Genomic DNA, 20,435 nt, shown 5'->3' with positions numbered 1-20,435 from the left:
TATGATGCGAGCGCGCACCCGAGCAGAGGTGTTTTTAAGAGACTGAAGACATATCGCAATGCAAGCTTTCTACAAGAGGGCGCTGATCGCGCTCCTGTTCCTGGTGGCCGCCGATGCGCTGCTGGCGGGCTTTTTCGTTTATCGGAGCTATCCGACATTTTCGCTGTTGCCGGCGCAGCGGGACGACGCCCGTTGGCATTACCGCACCTATTCGGACCGGGCGACGGCGGGAACCTCGTCGGTGCGCATGCCGGCGCCGTCGCGCGAGCGCATGCGCTTCGACTTCAAGCTGACCGACAAGGCGCTATTCCCCTATGTCTCCACCGAGCTGGCGCTGGACGACAAGCGCGGCAAACCCGCCCATATGGACTGGTCGAAGTACACCACCATCAGTTTCCTGGCCAAATGCTCGCCGGCCAACACGATGTCGCTGGTCATTTCCACCTACGACGCCAAGGTTTCCACGCTGGGCAAACCCGAGACCTACCGCTCGCCCGGCAGCTACTTCTCGTGCAACGAGCAGGGCGTGCCGGTATCGCTGGACATGACCCGCTTCACCATGCCGCAGTGGTGGTTCGAACAGATGAAACTGGACTTGGCGGAGCAGGGCTATACGCTGGACGGGGTGTCGAAAATCGTCTTCGGCACCGCCCCCTACAGCCGCCGCGACGTCGACTCCTATTTGGAAGTGAGCGAGCTGACCTTGCGCGGGCGCGATTACCGCTATCTGATCGCGCTGGCGCTGCTCACCCTGGCCAGCTGGCTGGGCTTCGCCGTATGGTTTTTCCGCGGCCAGGCGCGCGCCTTGGTCGCCAACCGGGATACCCAGATACACAAGGATTTGCCGCTGGTCGCCTACCGCCAGTTGACGCTGGAACCTTTCAAGGACAAGGAAAAAGCCTCGATATTGCGCTTCATCGCGACCAACTACACCGACCAGGGGCTGGACCTTGAAGGCGTGGTGGCGGGAACCGGCGCCAACCGCAACAAGGTCAACGAGGTGCTGAAGGCCGAACTGGGCATGACCTTCACCAGCTACCTGAACAAGCTGCGCCTGACGGAGGCGGCCAGGCTGCTGGCCGAGCAAAACAGCGCGGCGGTGGCGGAAATCGCCTACTCGGTCGGCTACGGCAACGTGTCCTACTTCAACCGCCTGTTCAAGGAGGAATACGGCTGCACGCCGAAAGCCTTCCGCGCCATGTCCACCCAGCCCGACAAGGCGCCGGCCGAAACTGCGGAGGCCGGCCGCCCCGGGGAGACGGCCGGCCCGTGATCACTTGCCGTCTTCTTCGATGATGGCGACTTCCCACGGTGCCAGGGTCAGCTTCTCGGCGGCGGCCACGCGCCGTCCCGCCAGCAGCTCGGTGCCGGCCTTGCGCGGATAGTTGAAACTCACCTCGGCGCCACTGTAGTTGAAGTAGTAGTGCACCGCGCGTTTGAAGCCGTTGGTGCCGGTGCGCGTCTGCACGCCGGGCGGCAATTGCTGGTCGGGCCCCACCATGCCCAGCTCGCGCAGCGACGACTGCAGCACCGCCTTTTGCAGCTTGTCCGACAGATAGGTGCCCTGGTACACCACCTTGCCCGCGCCAAACTGGTTGGACGTGATGGCCGGCCAGCGGCCGAAGAAGGAATGGTCGTACCAGGCCAGCGCCTTGGCCGTGTCCAGCTGCAGGAACTCGGCCCAGTGCTTGACCTGGTTGTCGGCGCCCGCCTGGAACGGATCGCCCTTCAAGGCCAGCGGCTGCGCCAGGTTGGAGAATTCCTGGTAGTGGAAACCGAGCGCCTCGCGCAGCGGGCCCGGCGCCATGGTCCAGCGCACGGCCGCGTTCTCGTTGACGAAGCCGCTCTTGAAGGTCATCACCACATGGCCGCCCTTGCGGATGTAGTCCGAGATGCGCTTGAGCAGGGCGTCGTCGGCCACGTACAGCGACGGCACCACCAGCATCTTGTAGGACGAGAAATCCTCGGTATCGTCGAACACGAAGTCGGTGCCGACGTTCATGTCGTACAGCTGGCGGTGCAGCTGGCGCACCAGCGAGCCGTAGTCGGCCTTGGTGCCGCCGCCGCCCCATTGCGATTCCTTGGCGAAGGGCATGTCGTTGAGCGCGTTGAGCGAATCGCGGCTCCACAGGATGGCGACGTCGTTCTTGATCTTCATGTTGACCAGGCGCGGGCCGATCTTCTTCAGCTCCTGGCCGGTGCGGCTCATCTCGGCGTAGGCGCGGTTCGGTTCCAGGTCGTGCGACAGCACGCCTTTCCAGTAGGTTTCCTGGTTGGCGTGGACCGACGACCAGTGCCAGTATTCGACCATGTTGGCGCCGTTGGACAGGTGGGTGTAGACGTCCTGGCGGAATTGGCCGTCATACGGCGGATACTGGAACGACGAGCTCCAGTCGGTCGATTGCGCATTGGTCTCCGTCACCAGGAAATTGCCGCGCTTGAGCGAGCGCGTGAAGTCGGCGTCCAAGGTCTGCGCGGCGCCGTTGTAGTGCTCGCGCGGGCCCCAGTGGTAGACGTTCACGGCCGGCATGTCGAGCTTGCGCGACACCGCCACCTCGTTGACGTCGCCGTGCATGGAGCCGGCGAAATCGTGCGTGACGAACTGGCGCGGCGAGGCGCATTCGCGGATCAGCGCGGTCTGCCATTGCAGGAAGTCGGTCACGCGCATCTGGCCCCAGCGCGACCACTCGAGCTTGTAGCCGGTGCTCTGGGCGCCGTCCGGACGCGGCAGGTCCACCCAGCTGTGCAGGTTCTGGCCCCAGTAGTTCAGGAACCAGGCCTTGCTCAGCGCTTCCGGCGTGCCGAATTTTTTCTCGAGGTAGTGCTGGAAGCGGACGAAGACGTCGTCGTTGGCGGCGCCGTAGGTGCCGGTCTCGTTGTCGACCTGCCAGCCGATGACGTTGGGGTTGTCCTTGTAGCGGGTGGCGATCTTGCGGATCAGGCGCTCGGCGTAGAAGCGGTAGGCCGCCGAGTCGGTGTTCATGTTCTGGCGCATGCCATAGGTGTTTTGCACGCCGTTGAACTTGCGGGCCAGGATTTCCGGGTTCTGCTTGGCCATCCAGGCGGGGATCGAGTACGTCGGCGTGCCCATGATGACCTTGATCCCGGCCTTGGTCATGGCGTCGATGACGCGGTCCATCCACGCGTACTCGAAGCGGCCGTCCTCCGGCTCCCACAGGCTCCAGGTCGATTCGCCCAGGCGCACCACGTTGAAGCCGGCCGCCTTCATCATCGCCACGTCTTTTTCCAGGCGCTCGTAGGGCATGTACTCGTGGTAATAGGCGGCGCCGTACAGCACGGTGGGGAATTCGGGCGGCGTGGCCTGCGCGGCCGGCGCCGTTTGGGCGGCGGCCGGCGCGTGCAGCGCGGCCGCGAGCGCGCACGACAATGCGCAGGAGATGAGGGTACGTTTCAACATTCGGTGTCTTCCTGTTTTGTTTTGGCGATGGCGCCCATGGCGTAATAAAAAACGGGCGCGCGCCCATTGGGCCACGGACCGGCCTTGCGCGCAATTACAAAATTCACCGGCGGGCGCAATGATTTGTCCGTACGCGGGCGCTGCGCAATTTCATATTCCACATTGACGAATATTGCAATTGCGGCATTGCGGCACTGATTCCACAATGCGTCATCACTTCGGCTACCAGGTTTTTTCATGTAACCCGCTTGTGTTTGTCTGCCTCTCCAAAGGCACTTTAGGGGCGGCTTCGGCCGCCCCCTTTTTTTTCACCAGTCAATCGATACCGATGGAAGCAACGATGAGTTTCAAAAAGCAGATCAGCGTGTTGGCGGCCGCCGTGGCCCTGTGTTATGGAGACGCCTGGGCGGCCGAAGCCGGCGCGCAATCGTGGATGAACGCGCGCCTGGATGCCGGCGAGCGCGCCGGCCTGGTGCTCAAGCAAATGACGATGGACGAGAAACTGAAGCTGGTCTACGGCTACCTTGGCGCCGACATGGAATCGAAGAAGACCAAGCGTCCCGAGGAAGCGCACAAGCAGTCGGCCGGTTTCGTCTACGGCGTGCCGCGCCTGGGCATTCCGCACCTGCGCGAGACCGACGCCGGCCTGGGCGTGGCCAGCCAGGGCGGCCCCGAGGCGCGGCCCGGCACGGCGCTGCCCTCCGGCCTGAACACCGCGGCCACCTGGGACCTGAAAACCGCCTACGAGGGCGGCGCCATGATCGGCGCCGAGGCGCGCGGCTACGGCTTCAACGTGCTGCTGGCCGGCGGCGTCAACCTGATGCGCGAGCCGCGCAACGGGCGCAATTTTGAGTACGGCGGCGAAGATCCTTTGCTGGCCGGTAAGATCGTCGGCGCGCAGATCAAGGGCATCCAATCCAACCGCGTCGTGTCGACCCTGAAGCACTTCGCGCTGAACGATCAGGAGACGGGGCGCACCACGCTCAACGTCAAGATCGACGACCGCTCGGCGCGCATGTCCGACCTGCTGGCGCTGCAGATCGCCAAAGAGGACGGCAACCCCGGCGCGGTCATGTGCTCCTACAACCGCGTCAACGGTTTGTACGGCTGCGAAAGCCCGTATCTGCTGACCGAGGTGTTGAAGAAGGACTGGGGCTTCAAGGGCTGGGTGATGTCGGACTGGGGCGCCGTGCACAGCACGATACCGGCCGCCAACGCCGGGTTGGACCAGCAATCCGGCATGCCGTTCGACCTGGCCGACTATTTCGGCCCGCCGCTCAAGGAGGCGGTGCTCAACGGCTGGGTGCCGCAGGCGCGCCTGGACGACATGGTACGCCGCATCCTGCACGCGATGTTCGAGCACGGCGTGGTGGACCATCCGGTGGCGCCGGCCGTCGACGGCATCGACTTCAAGGCGCACGCCGCCGTGTCGATGAAAGACGCGCAGGAGGGCATGGTGCTGCTGAAAAACAGCGCGAACCTGCTGCCGCTGGACAAATCGGTCAAGCGCGTGGCGGTCATCGGCGGCTACGCCGACCGCGGGGTGATGGCTGGCGGCGGCTCGTCGCTGGTGTATCCGGCCGGCGGCAACGCGGCGCCGGAACTGACGCCCAAGACCTGGCCGGGCCCGGTGATGATCTATCCGTCCCCGCCGCTCAAGGCGATCCAGGCGCGCCTGCCGGACGCGGTGGTGACCTATCACGACGGCGCCGATCCGGCCGCCGCCGCCAAACTGGCGGGCGAGAGCGACGTGGTGCTGCTGTTCGCCACCCAATGGACCGGCGAGGGCTTCGATATGCCCAACCTGTCGCTGCCGGACCGGCAGGACGCGCTGATCGCCGCCGTCGCGGCCGCCAACGCCAGGACCGTGGTGGTGCTGGAGACCGGCGGTCCGGTGACGATGCCGTGGCTGTCCAAGGTGTCGTCGGTGCTGGAGGCTTGGTATCCGGGCACCAGCGGCGGCGAGGCCATCGCCGGCGTGCTGTTCGGCGAGGTCAACCCGTCCGGCCACCTGCCGGCCACCTTCCCGGAGTCGGAGTCGCAGTTGCCCCGCCCGGCGCTGGACGGCTATCCGGAAGTGGCGGACCGGCGCTTCGACGTCACCTACCACGAGGGCGCCGCCGTCGGCTACAAATGGTTCGACCTGAAGGGCCTGACGCCGCTGTTCCCGTTCGGCCACGGTTTGTCGTACACCGATTTCACGCTGTCGGACCTGTCGGCCGGCGTCAAGGACGGCGTGCTCGGCGCGTCCTTCACGATCAAGAACGTCGGCAAGGTGGCCGGCAAGGAAGTGGCGCAGGTCTACGTGGCCCCGGTCAACGCCCGCTGGGAAGCGCCGAAACGACTGGTCGGTTTCCATAAGGCCGAGGTGGCGCCGGGCGGCGCCGTGAAGGCCTCCATCGCCGTCGATCCGCGCCTGCTGGCGATGTACGACTCGGCCAGCAAAACGTGGAAAGTGGCCAAGGGCGATTATAAAGTCATCCTCGCGGCGGACGCGGCGGCGGCCGCCGACAAGCATGCCGTCAGCAAGGTGGTGCGGCTGGAGGCGGCGGTTTACGATATCCACGGAAAACCGTTGCGGCGTAAATAAAATCAAAGGGACCCGGAGCATTTAAATCAGGCCGTTGAATAACGCCGCAATATAAAGTTAGGCCGGTTTTTTAAATCGGCAATCATCGGGCTGACAAAAACTTAAATAATCCGGTGTCTCCCCGGGCATTGTTTGTCAGCAATGCCCTGCTTGCGTTCCCAAAAGCGACGTGTCCGAGTGGCGTTCTCGCACATCTCTTGCACTTCCTGCAGAACTTCTCGTACTTTTTGCACCGTGCTACAAATCCGTTTGCGGTCGTTATCAGCGCGCCCGGGCCGACTATATGCTTGGTTCAACTTCGCCACGTGGCTTCCAGCCGGGGGCGGCGAAGGATTTATTGACCGAGGCGCTGCCATAAAGCGCCCGGATAAAATATATAAGTCGGAGACGAAGACCATGACTGCAAAAGTGCGTCGGATTGCCCTGTTATTTAATGCGAATAAGAGTTTCGATCGCGAAGTTACCGCCGGCATCGCTTCATACCTTGGTAGCACGCGGGCGGCCTGGGACTTGTTCCTGGAAGAGGATTTCCGCCTGCGCCTGTCCGGCATAGAGCGCTGGCAGGGCGACGGCATCATCGCCGACTTCGACGATCCCGCCGTGGCCGACGCCTTGTCGCACTGCAGCGTTCCGGTGGTGGCGGTGGGCGGCTCCTACGCCGATCCGGCCGATTATCCGGTCGGCGTGCCTTACGTGGCGACCGACAACTACAAGCTCATCAAAATGGCGCGCGACCACCTGATCGACGTCGGCCTGACCCGCTTCGCCATGTTCAGCCTGCCCAAGACCCGGGAGAACCGCTGGGCGCAGGAGCGCGAAAACGCCTTCCTCGGCCTGATGCGGCAAGACCGCATGGAGGGCGAGATCTTCCATGGCAACGGCACGTGCGCCTCGTCCTGGGAGGAATCGATGCGCGGGCAGATCGACTGGCTGCGCAGCCTGCCCAAGCCGGTCGGCATCATCGCCGTCACCGACGCGCGCGCCCGCCAACTGCTGCAAGCCTGCATCATCGCCGGCATCGAGGTGCCGGAGCAGGTGGCCCTGATCGGCATCGACAACGACCCGATGGTGCGCATGCTGACCCGGATACCGCTCAGTTCCGTGATCCAGGGCGCGCAGGAGATGGGCCGCACGGCCGCCCACCTGCTGGACCAGATGTTGCACGGCGTGCGCCTGCCGCACACCCGGATCCAGGTGCCGCCGGCCGGCATCAACATCCTGGCCTCCAGCGAGCACCAGCGGATCCGGCATCCGCAGGTGATGCGCGCCTGTCATTTCATCCGCCAGTACGGCTGCCAGGGCATCAAGACCCAGCAGGTGGCCGAGCACGTGGGCGTGTCGCGCTCGTCGCTGGAAGCCTATTTCCGCGAGGAACTGGGCTGCAGCGTGCACGACATGATCCTGCGCTTCAAGCTCGAGGCGGCCAAGGCCGGGCTGCAGGGCCGGGAGCGCAGCATCGCCGACGTCGCGCTGGGCTGCGGCTTCACCTCCACCCAATATATGCACCTGGTGTTCAAGCGTGAGCTGGGCTGCACCCCGCGCGCCTACCGCGACCGCGTGCTGGGCGAGAACATGGAGGCGGCCTGAGGTTGCCTTGAGCGTCGACGGCCAGGCAGGCGCCGCGCACGCATTGCGAGCGCGTGCGCGCAACCATCGCGCGCGCCGTCCGGGCGACGCCGACCATGCGGGGAACCCGGCCTGCGCGTCCCGGAAAATTCGGCTCTGCACATTCCTGTAAAGTAGGATATGATGATCATCATAAATTCACCGTCAGTACGCCGGTGGAGGTGGGCAAACGGTTGGCCGTTTTTTTAACTGGCAATATGACGGTTATCATATTTCTGCGGCGAATGCTGCACCACCTCGTCAGGCCGTACAACTCAACGATAAGGAAACCAACGATGTCCGTTCCAGCCAAAAAAATTGCGGTAATCACCGGTGCGTCGTCGGGCATAGGGGCGGTCTACGCCGACCGCCTGGCGCAACGCGGCTACGATCTGATCCTGGTGGCGCGCCGCGCCGACCGCCTGCAGGCGCTGGCGGTGAGCATCGAGACCACACACGGCGTGAGCGCCAGGGCGCTGGTCGCCGACCTGGCGACGGAGGCCGGCGTCGCCAGCGTCGAGCACATCCTGTCGACCAACGCCGCCGTTGGCATCCTGGTCAACAACGCCGGCATCGCCCGCCTGGCGCCGGTCGCGGCCAGTCCCGTGCAGCACTCGCTGTCGCAGATCTCGCTCAACCTGACGGCGCTCACGCGCCTCACGCACGCGGTCCTGCCGGGGCTGAAGGCGCGCAACGAGGGCGCGATCATCAACATCGCCTCCGTGCTCGGCCTGCACACGCTGCCGATCAGCGCCGTCTACAGCGGCACCAAGGCTTTCGTGGTGGCGTTCAGCCGGGGACTGGAGCAGGAGCTGGCCGGGACCGGGGTGCGGGTCCAGGCGGTGCTGCCGGCGTCCACCGCCACCGAGGTGTGGGACAACTCCGGCGTGCCGCTGTCGGCGCTCAATCCGGAATCGGTCATGACGACCGACGACATGGTGGACGCGGCCCTGTCCGCGTTCGACAAGGGCGAAACGCTGACCTTGCCGTCGGTGGCCGACGCCGGCCTGATCGACCGTTACGAGGCCGCGCGCGGGGCGCTGTTCGCCGCCACGCAAACCGGCAAGGCGGCCCCGCGCCTGCTGCCGGCCTGACCCGAAGGGAGCGGCCATGAAACTGAGCTTCCGTGGATTGTCCATCGCGACCTCGCTGCTGTTCCTGTTGATCGGGTCGCTGTGGTTGTTGGCGCCCGGTCTGCCGCTGTCGGACTGGGGGCTGGCCTTGACGCCGTCGGCTTCCGTGCTGGGCCGGCGCTCGGCGGCGTTGTATGTGGGATTGGCCGCCATGTTCTTCCTGGCCAGGAACGCCGAGCCGTCGACGGCGCGCTCGGCGCTGGCCAAGGGCCTGGTGCTGATCGGCCTGATGCTGGCGGCCATCGGTGTCGTCGACTTCGCCACCGGGCGCGTTTCGCCCCACATCCTGGTGGCCGTCGCGCTCGAAGTCGCGCTGGCGCTGGCGTTCCTGTACGTGGGGCGCTCGCAGCCCCTGCGCTCGCGGGCCGGCCGGCGATAGCAGACCGGCGCGCCTTATTTAATCATGGTAACCAAGGAGACCTTTGCAATGCATACGTTCAAACAGTCATGTGTCGCCGCGTTGGCGCTGGCCGCCGCGCTGGTGTCACCGGCGGTCCTGGCCCAGGCGGCCTCGCCCGTCGGGCTATGGAAAAACATCGACGACGTCAGCGGCAAGCCCAGGGCGCTGATCCGCATCACCGAGGCCAACGGCACCCTGGAGGGCAAGATCGAAAAAGTGTTCCCGGGGCCGGCCGACAGCCAGAACCCCAAGTGTGAAAAGTGCGAAGGCGCCAACAAGGACGCGCCCATCGTCGGCCTGGTCATTTTGAGCGGCCTCAAAAAGGATGGCGACGCCTACGCCGGCGGCCAGATACTCGATCCGGACAACGGCAAGCTGTACTCCAGCAAGGTGCAGCTGGCCGACGGCGGCAAAAAGCTCAACGTGCGCGGCTACATCGGCGTGCCGATGCTGGGCCGCAGCCAGACCTGGGTGCGGCAGGAGTAGGGCGCCGTCAGCCGGGTTTGTTGACCGGCGCCGTCGGCGGAACCGGCGCCTCCAATTTGCGCACCCGGATGTCCTTGAAGAACGCCTCGGCCCCCTCGGACTGGATCGAGAACTTGCCGCGCGTGAGCGGAACCATTTTGCCGTTCACCAGTTGACGCGAATTGGTCATGCGCAGCACCTCGTGGCCGTTGACGATGTGGACCAGCGTTTTGCCGTCCGCGATCACTTCCATCGTGTTCCATTCGCCGCTCGGCTTTTCAAAATTGCCTTTTTTCAGGATGCGCGCCTTGATGTCTTTACGCAGCGGCAGCGACGGCTCGTAGCGGTAGAATTTCCAGTCGCCCTGGTTGGCGTCGCCGACATGGGCGTCGACCGCCACGCCGTCGAGGCTGTGGTAGTCGGCGCAGTCGCCTTCCTGCAATTGGAACTCGTGGCTGCGCATCCAGTGCCCGTCCTGCGCGCCTTCCTTGCCGACCGCGTAGTACAGCAGGCCGCTGTCGCGCATCACGCCCTCGCGCGGCGGCCACTTCTTGATGCCCCATTTGAAGTCGAACTTCAGGTGGAAGTTTTCGTATTCGTCCAGGGTGGAGACGCTGCCCCATTCCTCGCCCGAGACGCGCAGCATGCCGTCGACCACGGAAAACACCCGGCGCTGGTCGTTGTCCACCCCGCGCACCGAGGTCGGCGTCTTCATGCCCTCGGTGGTCGGCTGCATGCTGACGTAGGTGCTCCAGCCGGCCAGGTCCTTGCCGTTGAAAAGCGATTTCCACGGAGCGGCTTCGGCAGCCGACGCCGCGCAGCTCAGCGCGAACAGGGCGCCCAGCAAGGCGGTCTTGGTGAACAGGTTTTTCATATCGTTGCGTCTCCTTTATTGGAAAAAAAGGAATCTATCACGCGTCGGCGCGGGCGGGTCCGAAAAGGCAGTGATTGCCGATTTCGTTATAAAAATATCCGAATTCCGGCATGGACTTTTATTTGGCGCGGCCGCGCCTTGCAGTGGTTTTCCGCGCCGGCGCTACTTCATGCCGGCCCGGGCTTTCTTCACCCCATCGTCGATACGACGCACCACTTGCTCCGTGTCATGGGGCGCGGTCAGGAACCGGCGCAAGCCGTCGTACAACGGTGCGACCAGCTCGGCCTTGGCGTCGCGGTCGAAGAAATAGGTGAACCCGGCCGCGCCGGTCCAGATGCGGTGCGTCGCCTCGCCCAGCCAGACCGGGCGCGAAGCGGGGTCCGCCTGCGCCGACAAGGTTTGATCGGCCGCTGCGATTTTGCTCAGGGCGCCGGTCTCGATCAGAAAGGTCAGGAAGCGTTTGCGGGGGCCCGGATTCACGCCCCTCGCGGGCAGTACCAGCACATCGATCGGCGCCTCTTCGTAGGCGGGCACGTCGGGCGAATAAGCCGGAAAGCCGAAGTAGCCCATATCGGCGGCTAGCGCGGCGGGAAACCTTGAGGCCACGGAGCTCGCCGCCAGCGTCATGCCCACATAATTGCGGTACAGGTAGGGCATGACACGGTCCGGTTCCTGGCCCATCGTCGCCTCCAGGAAATAGTCTTTGCGCAGCAGATCGCCCCAGACATCGAACACCTTGCGCACGCGCGGATCGTCAAAGCGCGCCTCGCCGCGCAGCAGTTTGCGGTGGAAGTCGATACCGTTGATGCGCAGGTTCAGATAGTCGAACCAGGCCGCCGCCGGCCAGCCGCTCCTGGCGCCGACCGCCAGCGGCGTCACGCCCGCCGCCTTCAAGCGTTCGCACGCGCGCAGGAACTCGCTCCACGTGGTCGGTGGGCGGATGCCCAGGCGTTCGAACAGCGACTTGCGATAGACGAAGCCCCACACATAGTAATACAGCGGAAAGCCGTAGACCTCGCCGTCGATGCGCGTGCCTTCTATGGTGGCCGGCGAGAAGTTCTTTTTCTTCAGCAGCGCGACCAAGTCGGCATCGAGCGGGGACAGCAGCTTGTTCCTGGCGGCGTCACGCAGCCGTTCGCCCGCATACCAGAACACCAGGTCGGCCCGGCTGGTCCGAAGGCGGGCGGTGAAATCCCGTTTGTATTCTTCCTGGGCATAGCCCTGGTGGACAATCTTGATGTCCGGATTGGCAGCGGCGAATTGGTCGATGATGCCGACCCAGGTGGTGCGTTGCGGGGTGTTGGACACCACGTAGTCGATCACCAGATGCCCGGTGGTGGTGGTGGTGGTGGTGGTGGTGGTGGTGGCGGCGGTCACGGCGGGCAGCGCGAGGGACGCGCACGCCAGCGCCCTCGCCAGCCAGTCCCGCTTGCTTATGTTGAATCGCGAACGGGATTGGATCGGGGCTGGATACATCGGCCAAGTGTGTGCGCGAAGGCAAGCGCTGTCAATCTCAACGGCGCCGGTCAAGGCCGGGTTTGAGGCGCCCGTGCTTTCCTGATCGCCTCGTCGATGTAGCGCACCACCGCGTCGGTGTCGTGCGGCGCCTTGAGGAAGCGGCGCAGGCCCTCGTAGGTGGGGCCGACCAGTTCGGCCTTGGCGTCGCGGTCGAAAAAGAAAGTGAGCCCGGCGGCGGCGCCCCACACGCGGGCGGGGGCGTCGCCCAGCCAGATCGGGCGCGGGTTCGGGTCCACCTGCGCCGACAGGGTCTGGTCGGCCTCGGCGATCTTGCGCATCGCGCCGGTCTCGGCCAGGAAGGTGAGGAAGCGTTTGCGGGCGCGCGGATTCAAGCCTCCCGCCGGCAGCACCAGCACATCGATCGGCGCCTCCTCGTACGCGGGCATGCCCGGCGTGTAGTTCGGAAAGCCGAAGAAACCCATGTCGGCCGCGATCGCGGCGGGAAAGCGGGAGGCGACGAAGCTGCCCGAGAGCATCATGCCGACCCGGTCGCGGTAGACGTAGGGCATGACGCGCTCCGGTTCCTGCTCCATCGTCGCCTCGAGGAAGTAGCCCTTGCGCAGCAGGTCGCCCCAGACGTCGAACACCCGCCGCACTTGCGGGCTGTCGAAGCGCGCGTCGCCGCGCACCAGCTTGCGGTGGAAGTCGATGCCGTTGATGCGCAGGTTCAGGTAGTCGAACCAGCCGGCCGCCGGCCAGCCGCTTTTGGCGCCCACCGCCAGCGGCGTCACGCCCGCCGTCTTGAGCCGCTCGCACGTTTGCAGGAACTCGGCCCACGTGGTCGGCGGGCGGATCTGCAGGCGCTCGAACAGCGACTTGCGGTAGACGAAGCCCCAGACATAGTAGTACAGCGGAAAACCGTAGACGGCGCCGTCGATGCGGGTGCCGTCGAGCGTGGCCGGCGAGAACTTTTTTTTCTTCAGCAGCGCGACCATGTCGGCGTCGAGCGGCGACAGCAGTTTGTTCCGGGCGGCGTCGCCCAGGCGCTCGCCGGCGTACCAGAACGCCAGGTCGGCCCGGCCGGAGCGCAGGCGGGCCGTGAAACCCCGCTTGTATTGCTCCTGCGGATAGCCCTGGTGGATGATGCGGATGTCCGGATTGGCGGCGGCGAATTCATCGATGATGCCGACCCAGGTGGTGCGCTGCGGGGTGTTGGACACCACGTAGTCGATCACCAGGTGCTCGGTGGGGGCGATCGGGGCGGTGGTGGCGCTCGCCGCGAAAGCCGGACACAGCAGTGCCCATGCCAGCCAGCCCCGGTTGCGCATGGCGGCAAGTCGGCAGCGGAAGGGAAGCGGGGCAGGTTGCATCGATAAAGTTTGTGCGCGAAGGCCGGCGCTGTCAACTCCGACGGGCATGTTGGCCACCGTAGGGGCGCGCCGGGGCCGCGCTGTGGCGTAATTGGGACGACTTATCGTAGAGCATGCCATAGCGCCTGCTTGTCACTATGATCGTTGCTATACTGCAATGACTATGTCCATGCCATACTCTTATGTCCTATCCCAACTGGCCCTGGCGTTCGCCGCGCTGCTCGCCTTGGCCTGGCCCGGTGCCGCGTCCGGCCAGCAGGTGCCGCTGCGCTACCTCACCCAGCAGGACGGGCTCGGCAATTTGTCGATCAACACGCTGGTTCAGGACCATACCGGCTATGTGTGGGCGGGGACGGACAATGGCTTGTTCCGCTACAACGGCGCCGAATTCCGGCGCTTCGGCCAAGCCGAGGGGCTGTTGAACACCCAGATCAGCGCCCTGCTGGCCGACCGCCGGCAGCGCCTGTGGATCGCCGCCGGCGAAACCCTGTACCTGCGCGTGGGCGAGCGCCTGGCCCCGGTCAAAAGCGAGGGGCGGGACTTCTGGATCGCGACGGGCCAGCCGCTGGCGGACGGGCCGGGGGACAGCGTGCTGGCGGTGAGCTACCAGCGCCTGCTGCGGCTGACCGAGGAGGGCGGCAAGGTCAGCGTGCGCGACTACTTCACCGAGGAACAGATCTTGCGACAGCCCGCGCTCAAGTTGCTCACCAGCATCATGGCGGACGCCGGCGAGCGGCTGTGGATGGGCTGCGGGAAGTCGCTGTGTGCAACCAAGCCGGGCGCGGGGGACGGCGGCGTGACCGTGTGGGACGCCGCCGCCGGCGTGCCGGAGGACGATTGGGTCAATCTGCGGCGCTCGGCCGACGGCGCGCTGTGGGCGCGCGGGGCGAGCCGCGTCATCGTGCTGGAGCCGGGCGCCGAGCGCTTCGTCGACCGCACGCCGCCAGGCGACGTCATGCGCAAGGCCACGGCGTCGACCACGCTGGTGGAGGACGCCGACCAACGCATGCTGCTCAACGTCGACCACGGCGTGGCGCGCTGGCGCGCGGGGCGCTGGGAATTTTTCGGCCCGCCCAACGGCCTGAAGATGGGAAGCGGCGTGCCGGCCATGCTGGTCGACCGCGACCAGGGGCTGTGGCTGGGTACGGGCGGCCACGGCCTGGCGCGCTGGCTGGGCTATGACAATTGGGAAAACTGGGGCTCGGCGCAGGGGCTGCCGGACGACAAGGTGCTCGCCTTCCTGCGCGACGGCGACGGCCGCCTGCGCATCGGCACCCGTTCCGGCATGGCCATGCTGGAAGGGCGCGAGCCCACGCGGGCCGTGGCGGTACCCGGGTATCCGGCCCAGCAATGGAACAGCATGGTGCTGGACCACCAGGGCAATATATGGACCTCCAGTTACGTCGGCTCGCTGATGCGCGAGGACGGCCGCACCGGCGTCGTCACGCAGGTGGCCACGCTGCCGATGATCGTCAAACTGATGGTCGACCGTAGCGGGCGCCTGTGGATCAGCACCTACGAGGGCGTGTACGTGATCGAGCGGCCCGGGGCGGGCGAAGCGCCGCGGCGGCCCGCCGGCGTGGCCCCGGACAACGGCCTGGTGCTGGACCCGGGGGTGGATAGTTGCGAGAGCCCCGACGGCACCTTGTGGTTCATTACCGGGATCACGCTGCGTCGTCTGCACCAGGGGCGCTGGAACTTCTACCCGATATCGGACGTGGGGCTGCCGGAGCTGCGGGCGATGGCGTGTGCCGCCGATGGCGCCGTGTGGCTGAGCCAGAGCCCGGGCGTGCTGTGGCGCGCCGAGGTGGGCGAGCATGGGTTCGTCAAGCGCGCGCAGGCGGTCCCGCTATTGCAGGGCAAGTCGCTCGCGGCCATCCACGAGGACCGCGACGGCTGGCTGTGGCTGACCACCGACGCCGGCCTGCTGGTGTGGAACCGGCAGGAGTGGCGCCAGTTCGACAACGGCGACGGCCTGGTGTGGAACGAACTGAGCGCGCGGCCCCTGTACGAGGACATCGACGGCACCCTGTGGCTGGCCAGCGCCAACGGCGCCTCGCAGGTGAAGCGGCCGGGGCGGCTGTTCGCGCCGTACGCGATGTCGGCCATCGTCGAGTCGGCCGAGCGCGACGGCAAGATCTTCACCTTGCGCGACGGCGAGGCGCTGCCGTGGTCGGCCGGCTCGCTCAACTTCACCATGGCCAGCCTCAGCTACCAGCACCGCGGCGCCTTGCGCTTCCGCTACCGGCTGGCCGGTCTGGAGACGGAATGGACCACCACCGCCGTGCCGCGCCTGCGCTACGCGGCGCTGCCGCCGGGGCAGTACCGGCTGCAATACGCGGTCGAGAACCTCGACACCCAGAGCAAGTCGGCGGTGCGCGAGCTGCGCTTTTCCATCCTGCCGCCGTGGTGGTTGAGCGGCTGGTTTTTCCTGCTGTGCGCGCTCGCCGCCTTGCTCGCGCTGTGGGGGCTGTACCGCTTCCGCGTGCGCGGGCTGCGCCGCCACAACGCCGAGATGGAGCGGCTGGTGCGCGAGCGCACGCGCGAGCTCGAACTGTCGCAGGAGGCCTTGCGCGAGCGGGCGCTGCGCGACGGCCTGACCAAGGCGTGGAACCGGGTGGCGATGCTGGAGATGATGGACCAGGAAATCCTGAAGTCCCAGCGCCAGGGCAGCACCTTCCTGCTGTGCCTGCTGGACCTGGACCACTTCAAGCGCATCAACGACACCCACGGCCACCTGGCCGGCGACGCCGTGCTGCGCGAACTGGTGCCGCGCCTGTCCGACGGCCTGCGCGCCTACGATCTGGTGGGACGCTACGGCGGCGAGGAATTCCTGGTGCTGCTGACGGACCTGAGCCAGGCCACCGGCGCGGGCCGGGTCGATGCCATGCGCGCGGCGGTGGCGGCCACGCCGTTCGACATCGGCGAGGGCCGCACCCTGGCGGTGACCGCCAGCTTCGGCGTGGCCGAATTCGATCCGACGCAGCCGGTGGCCGGGCTGGAACTGGTGCGGCGCGCCGACCTGGCCCTTTATCGCGCCAAGCAGCAGGGCCGCAACCGCGTAGAATATGCGGGACCGGCCGACCACTGACGGTTCGCCCCAAGCCACGCCCAAGGACTCGCCCATGACCGTCCCGGACCAGCTGTTGCTCCACCTGTACGCCTGCCCCGGTGAACCGGGCCGCTGGCCCGGCGTGCTCGACCAGATCTGCCGCGCGACCGGCGCGCGCTCGGCCGTGGTCCAGCGCATCGAGCGCGACCGGGCCGGGCTGGCGGTGGCCTGGTCGAGCGCCGACCACGCCACGCTGGCCGGCGAAGGGGAACTCCGGCACAAGAGCGAGCTGGCCGGCGCCGGCAATCCGCGCATCGCCCCGGACCGCATCGCGCGGGGCTTGGACCGGGTGGTGCGCGACGCGGATCTGTTCGACCCGGGCGACGCCGGCCAGGCGCGCCTGCGGGCGCAACTGGCCGAGCGCGGCCTGGGACATTTCATGGGCAAGCTGTGCGCGGCCGGCGAGGGCGCCTATCTGGGGCTGGCGCTGCACCGCGGCCTGGACGACGGCGGCGACTTCTCGCTCGAACAGGTCGCGCGTTTCGCGGCGCTGGCGCCGCACGTGCGCCAGGCGTGCGAATTGCAGCTGGCGCTGGGTGCCCAGGCCGAACGGCAGCGGCGTTTGCACCAGCAGCTGGACCAGCTGCGCGCGGGCATGCTGATGTGCGATGGCGAGGGACGCGTGCAATGGCGCAACCGCAGCGCCGACACCTTGCTCGGGGCCGGCGACGGCATCGACCTGCGCGACGGCCGGTTGCGGCTGGCCCGGCGCGCCGACGCCGAGCGCTTGCGGGCGCTGGTCGCCGATGTCGCCGCCGGCCGCCGCGCCAGCGGCTTTTTGACCCTGGGCGGCGAGGGCGGCCGGCTGCACGTGGCGCTACAAGCGCCAGCCGGTCCGCCGCCCGGACGCGGCGACGGCATGGTGTTCCTGGTGCTGACGCGCGCCGGCGTCGGCGCGGCCATGTCGCCCGAGGCGATCGCCTGCCTGTTCGGCTTGAGCGGGGCCGAGGCGCGGCTGGCGGCCGGCCTGGTCGCCGGCAAGACCCTGGAACAGTACGCGGCGCAGCGCGGCGTCGGCATCGGCACCGTGCGCGGCCAGGTCAAGCAGGTGTTCGCCAAGACCGGCACCACGCGCCAGGCCGAGCTGGTGGGACTGCTGCTGACGTCGGCCGCCGCGCACCTGATCGAGCGCGACGGCCCGGCCTGAGGAAGGCTACCCCGCGCGTCAGAGCACGAAGGCGGCCCGCAAGGCGATCTGCGTGCCCTGCGAGCGGTTCCTGGCGTTGAACTCCTTGTAGGCGTGCAGCCAGATGTTGGGCAAGCCCGAGCCGGGGCGGAAGAAGTTCACGGCCGGACCCAGCGCCGCCACGCCGGCACGGTTGCCCACCCCTGCGCCATGCAGATGGTCGCCGCCGATCTGGCGGTACACGTAGCCGCCCACCCCCACCGTGAAGTCGCCCACATGCTGGCCGACGGCGAACTCCTGCTGCCACTCGGCGCCGGAGCGGTAGCCGTTGGCGCGGTTGCGGGTGCTGAAGTTCACCTGCATGCTCGACGACACCTCGAAGCCGCCGCGGCCGATGTGGGTGAACGCGTAGGTCGGCGAAAAGGTCCAGTGGTTGGTGCCCGGGTTGACCAGGCGCGCGGCGTCGTAGGCGCCGGTGGGCGCCTGCACCATCAGAGCGGCGTACTGGAACAGTCCCGGCGCGCTCCATTGCAGCGCCGCCGGAATCAGCTGGATGTCGCCTTGCGCGCGCTCGGCGCCCGCCTGCCGCAGCGTGCCGACAGGGGTGGGAACAGCCAGGTCGAGCTTCATGTCCAGCACGGGCAGCACGGCGCCGTAGCCGTAGTTGGCGCCCCAGAAGGTGGTGCGGGTCATCTTGATCAGCGCCACGCCGACGCTGGTGACGGTCAGGTCGGCGCCGATGGGCGCGTGCCGACCCTGGTCGTCGCGCAACTGGTTGGCGTGGTAGGTGGTGGCGCGGATGCCAATGGCGGGAAGGTCCGACGGCGGCGGCAGGATGCCGGCGCCGAAGTCGTTGACGCCGAACGGCGTGATCGGCGCGCCGCCTTCGACGGCGTGGGCGGCGCCGGGCGGCAGCAGGGTGACGGCCAGCGCAATCGCCAGCGTGGTGGCGAATGCGCTGGCGTGACGGGACGACGCCGAACGGCGGGCGGTGGAGAATCGCATGATGTGTCCTTCAAATAGGGGGGTGGCGGCGCCCGTTGGCGCCGGCGGTGATCGGGCGGGGCGGCTCAGCGTGCGCGCGTGTAGACCTGGCGGCCCTGGAAATAGGTGTGCTCGACCCTGGTCTCGTGGATGCGCTCGGCCGGGATGGCGTACAGGTTCTGGTTGAGCACGATGAAGTCGGCCGACTTGCCCGGCGCGATCGAGCCGGTGGTGGCGCCCAGGCCCATCGCGGTGGCGCTGTTGATGGTGTAGATGCGCAGGGCGGTGTCGAGGTCGACCGCTTGTTCCGGCCACAGCGCGCCCGGTATGCGCCGCAGCGGATCGCGGCGCGTGACCAGTCCCTCGATGCCGAGCCACGGATCGGGCGTGGGCTGGCCGGCCGGCCAGTCCGAGCCTCCGGCCACCAGCGCGCCGGCCTTGACCAGGCTGCGCACCGGGAAGATGTGGCTGGCCCGCTCGGGACCGATGGCGGCGGCGATCGCCATGCCGGGCCCGGTCGGATACCACAGCATCGGCGAAATGTCGGCCGTCACGTTGAGGCGCTTGAAGCGGCCAATGTCGCTGTCGGCGATGAAGGAGGCGTGGGCGATCTGGTGGCGCTGTCCCGGCATGCCGTTGCGTTTGCGCACGTCCTCGATGGCGTCGAGCGCCAGCCGCAGCGAGGCGTCGCCGGTGGCGTGCAGCTTGACGGCGACGCCTTCGCGGTCCAGCGCCGCCAGCCGGTCCGCCAGTTGCGCGCGGGTGTAGTTGCTCTTGCCGTGGAAGTGGGCGCCGTGCTCCTGGTCGGGCAGGTAGGGGCTGAGGAACTCGGCGGTGCGCGCCGGCGGCACGCCGTCGAGGAACAGCTTGGCGAAGCTCGGGTGCAGGTGGGGGCCGGCGTAGTCCCGGCGTCCGGCCAGCAGCGCGCGCGTGGCCGCTTGGTCCGCCCCGGCGGCCGGCGCCGCCGGCAGCGAGGCGACCATGTGCAGCGGCAGCTTGCCGTCGCGGTCGGTCTGGCGCCAGACGCGCAGCATGGCCTCGTTGGCGTAGGCGTCCTGCAACCCCGTGATGCCGAAGCCGCCGAGCGTGACGCCGGCGGCGGCGGCGGCCTGCAACTGGCGCGCGTCGGTGCGCGGCGGGATCGCTTGTTCGAGCGTGGCGAAGGCGGCGAACTCCTTCAGCAGCCCGGTCGGCGCGCCTGTGGCCGGGTCCTTGTCGATCACGCCGTTGCCCGGCGAGACGCTGGCGGCGGTGATGCCGGCCAGACGCAGCGCGGCGCTGTTGGCCCAGCGGTTGTGGAAGGAGTCGTCGCGCAGCACCACCGGACGGCCGGCGCCGGCGGCGTCGAGCGCGGCCAGCGCGGCCGGCGTCGACAGCTGGGCCAGCAGCGTGCTGCTCCAGGCGCCGCCGACGATCCAGTCGCCCGGCGCGGCGCGGCTGGCGCAGTCGGCCACGCGGGCGACGATTTGCGGCACGTCGCTGTCCGGCCCGACGTTGCAGGCGAACAGATCCTCGTAGGCGCCGTCGAGCGGATGCATGTGGACGTCGTTAATGCCCGGCATGGCCATCGCGCCGGCCAGGTCCACCACGCGGGTGGCGGGGCCGACCAGGCGGTCGATGGCGGCGTTGGCGCCGACGGCCACGTAGCGGCCGCCGCGCACGGCGAAGGCCTGGACCTGTTCGCCCGGCCGCGCCATGGTGTGGATGAGGCCGTTGCGCACCACCAGGTCGGCCGGTTGCGGCCGTTTTTTCGGCGGCGCCGCGCCGGCCGTTGCCGTCAAGGCCACGGCTGCGCACAGCGCGGCCAGCCGGTAGCGGGTTTTTCTATGTGTCTTTAATTGCATGGTGTCTCCCGTTATAAGTTTTGTTGTGTACGACCAAACCAGTGTAGGAAGCGCGC

Annotated in this window: 15 protein-coding genes; 8 read left to right on the top strand and 7 right to left on the bottom strand. The window is 67.4% G+C overall.

Annotation, left to right across the window (positions count from 1 at the left end; translation table 11 throughout):
• The first annotated feature begins 58 nt into the window (after positions 1–58).
• A complete protein-coding gene (locus tag AC07P1_RS20865; protein ID WP_494697618.1) occupies positions 59–1,273 on the top strand; it encodes a helix-turn-helix domain-containing protein in 1,215 nt (404 codons plus the stop codon).
• On the opposite strand, the gene AC07P1_RS20860 is transcribed toward AC07P1_RS20865, so the two are convergent.
• Together AC07P1_RS20860 and AC07P1_RS20855 are read right to left on the bottom strand one after the other, a co-directional pair.
• Positions 1,274–3,418, bottom strand: coding sequence for a beta-galactosidase (locus AC07P1_RS20860; RefSeq protein WP_494697617.1), 2,145 nt, complete (start codon positions 3,416–3,418; stop codon positions 1,274–1,276).
• The gene (locus AC07P1_RS20855) at positions 3,412–3,657 is read right to left on the bottom strand and encodes a hypothetical protein (protein WP_494697616.1); all 246 of its coding nucleotides are present in this window, start codon (positions 3,655–3,657) and stop codon (positions 3,412–3,414) included. The genes AC07P1_RS20860 and AC07P1_RS20855 overlap by 7 nt, the downstream gene beginning before the upstream one ends.
• Before the next feature lie 101 nt (positions 3,658–3,758).
• Between AC07P1_RS20855 and AC07P1_RS20850 the strand changes: the two genes are divergently transcribed.
• The 5 genes from AC07P1_RS20850 to AC07P1_RS20830 all read left to right on the top strand — a co-directional run bounded on the left by AC07P1_RS20850 (position 3,759) and on the right by AC07P1_RS20830 (position 9,632).
• Positions 3,759–6,008 carry a glycoside hydrolase family 3 C-terminal domain-containing protein gene (locus AC07P1_RS20850; RefSeq protein WP_494697615.1) on the top strand — a complete coding sequence of 750 codons (2,250 nt, stop codon included), beginning with the start codon at positions 3,759–3,761 and terminating at the stop codon, positions 6,006–6,008.
• Between the two features lie 396 nt (positions 6,009–6,404).
• Complete coding sequence (locus tag AC07P1_RS20845; RefSeq protein ID WP_494697614.1) at positions 6,405–7,595, top strand: XylR family transcriptional regulator; 1,191 nt, start codon at positions 6,405–6,407, stop codon at positions 7,593–7,595.
• A gap of 314 nt (positions 7,596–7,909) precedes the next feature.
• Positions 7,910–8,707: an SDR family NAD(P)-dependent oxidoreductase gene (locus AC07P1_RS20840; protein ID WP_494697613.1), complete on the top strand. Its 798-nt coding sequence runs from the start codon at positions 7,910–7,912 to the stop codon at positions 8,705–8,707.
• A gap of 16 nt (positions 8,708–8,723) precedes the next feature.
• The gene (locus AC07P1_RS20835; protein WP_494697612.1) at positions 8,724–9,125 is read left to right on the top strand and encodes a hypothetical protein; all 402 of its coding nucleotides are present in this window, start codon (positions 8,724–8,726) and stop codon (positions 9,123–9,125) included.
• A 48-nt stretch (positions 9,126–9,173) separates the two neighbouring features.
• Positions 9,174–9,632 (top strand): DUF2147 domain-containing protein, encoded by a 459-nt coding sequence (locus tag AC07P1_RS20830; protein ID WP_494697611.1) that lies wholly within the window; start codon positions 9,174–9,176, stop codon positions 9,630–9,632.
• Between the two features lie 7 nt (positions 9,633–9,639).
• Here the strand turns inward: AC07P1_RS20830 and AC07P1_RS20825 are convergent, their stop codons facing one another.
• From AC07P1_RS20825 to AC07P1_RS20815, 3 genes are all read right to left on the bottom strand, one after another.
• Positions 9,640–10,485 (bottom strand): 3-keto-disaccharide hydrolase, encoded by an 846-nt coding sequence (locus AC07P1_RS20825; RefSeq protein WP_494697610.1) that lies wholly within the window; start codon positions 10,483–10,485, stop codon positions 9,640–9,642.
• 162 nt (positions 10,486–10,647) lie between these two features.
• A complete protein-coding gene (locus AC07P1_RS20820) occupies positions 10,648–11,862 on the bottom strand; it encodes an ABC transporter substrate-binding protein (protein ID WP_494697609.1) in 1,215 nt (404 codons plus the stop codon).
• A gap of 149 nt (positions 11,863–12,011) precedes the next feature.
• Positions 12,012–13,313 (bottom strand): ABC transporter substrate-binding protein, encoded by a 1,302-nt coding sequence (locus tag AC07P1_RS20815; RefSeq protein ID WP_494697608.1) that lies wholly within the window; start codon positions 13,311–13,313, stop codon positions 12,012–12,014.
• 169 nt (positions 13,314–13,482) lie between these two features.
• Here AC07P1_RS20815 and AC07P1_RS20810 point away from each other — a divergent pair, with 169 nt between their 5' ends.
• Entirely contained in the window at positions 13,483–16,404 is a 2,922-nt protein-coding gene (locus tag AC07P1_RS20810; protein WP_494697607.1) for a ligand-binding sensor domain-containing diguanylate cyclase, read from the top strand.
• Positions 16,405–16,438: 34 nt separating this feature from the next.
• Complete coding sequence (locus tag AC07P1_RS20805) at positions 16,439–17,572, top strand: helix-turn-helix transcriptional regulator (RefSeq protein ID WP_494697606.1); 1,134 nt, start codon at positions 16,439–16,441, stop codon at positions 17,570–17,572.
• A gap of 18 nt (positions 17,573–17,590) precedes the next feature.
• Here the strand turns inward: AC07P1_RS20805 and AC07P1_RS20800 are convergent, their stop codons facing one another.
• Both AC07P1_RS20800 and AC07P1_RS20795 read right to left on the bottom strand, forming a co-directional pair.
• Positions 17,591–18,556: a SphA family protein gene (locus AC07P1_RS20800; protein ID WP_494697605.1), complete on the bottom strand. Its 966-nt coding sequence runs from the start codon at positions 18,554–18,556 to the stop codon at positions 17,591–17,593.
• A gap of 65 nt (positions 18,557–18,621) precedes the next feature.
• On the bottom strand, positions 18,622–20,379 hold the full coding sequence (locus AC07P1_RS20795; RefSeq protein ID WP_494697604.1) for an amidohydrolase: 1,758 nt from the start codon (positions 20,377–20,379) through the stop codon (positions 18,622–18,624).
• Positions 20,380–20,435 lie beyond the last annotated feature (56 nt).

It is taken from the genome of Duganella sp. GW821-FHT07F09 (genome assembly GCF_059418705.1).
This window is presented reverse-complemented; position numbering and strand designations above follow the sequence as displayed.

What these genes read in the sequence shown, in the direction of transcription:
- AC07P1_RS20865 (WP_494697618.1), top strand. Translation starts at nt 59, where the DNA reads ATGCAAGCTTTCTACAAGAGGGCGCTGATCGCGCTCCTGTTCCTGGTG.
- AC07P1_RS20860 (WP_494697617.1), bottom strand. Translation starts at nt 3,418, where the DNA reads ATGTTGAAACGTACCCTCATCTCCTGCGCATTGTCGTGCGCGCTCGCG.
- AC07P1_RS20855 (WP_494697616.1), bottom strand. Translation starts at nt 3,657, where the DNA reads ATGAAAAAACCTGGTAGCCGAAGTGATGACGCATTGTGGAATCAGTGC.
- AC07P1_RS20850 (WP_494697615.1), top strand. Translation starts at nt 3,759, where the DNA reads ATGAGTTTCAAAAAGCAGATCAGCGTGTTGGCGGCCGCCGTGGCCCTG.
- AC07P1_RS20845 (WP_494697614.1), top strand. Translation starts at nt 6,405, where the DNA reads ATGACTGCAAAAGTGCGTCGGATTGCCCTGTTATTTAATGCGAATAAG.
- AC07P1_RS20840 (WP_494697613.1), top strand. Translation starts at nt 7,910, where the DNA reads ATGTCCGTTCCAGCCAAAAAAATTGCGGTAATCACCGGTGCGTCGTCG.
- AC07P1_RS20835 (WP_494697612.1), top strand. Translation starts at nt 8,724, where the DNA reads ATGAAACTGAGCTTCCGTGGATTGTCCATCGCGACCTCGCTGCTGTTC.
- AC07P1_RS20830 (WP_494697611.1), top strand. Translation starts at nt 9,174, where the DNA reads ATGCATACGTTCAAACAGTCATGTGTCGCCGCGTTGGCGCTGGCCGCC.
- AC07P1_RS20825 (WP_494697610.1), bottom strand. Translation starts at nt 10,485, where the DNA reads ATGAAAAACCTGTTCACCAAGACCGCCTTGCTGGGCGCCCTGTTCGCG.
- AC07P1_RS20815 (WP_494697608.1), bottom strand. Translation starts at nt 13,313, where the DNA reads ATGCAACCTGCCCCGCTTCCCTTCCGCTGCCGACTTGCCGCCATGCGC.
- AC07P1_RS20810 (WP_494697607.1), top strand. Translation starts at nt 13,483, where the DNA reads ATGCCATACTCTTATGTCCTATCCCAACTGGCCCTGGCGTTCGCCGCG.
- AC07P1_RS20805 (WP_494697606.1), top strand. Translation starts at nt 16,439, where the DNA reads ATGACCGTCCCGGACCAGCTGTTGCTCCACCTGTACGCCTGCCCCGGT.
- AC07P1_RS20800 (WP_494697605.1), bottom strand. Translation starts at nt 18,556, where the DNA reads ATGCGATTCTCCACCGCCCGCCGTTCGGCGTCGTCCCGTCACGCCAGC.
- AC07P1_RS20795 (WP_494697604.1), bottom strand. Translation starts at nt 20,379, where the DNA reads ATGCAATTAAAGACACATAGAAAAACCCGCTACCGGCTGGCCGCGCTG.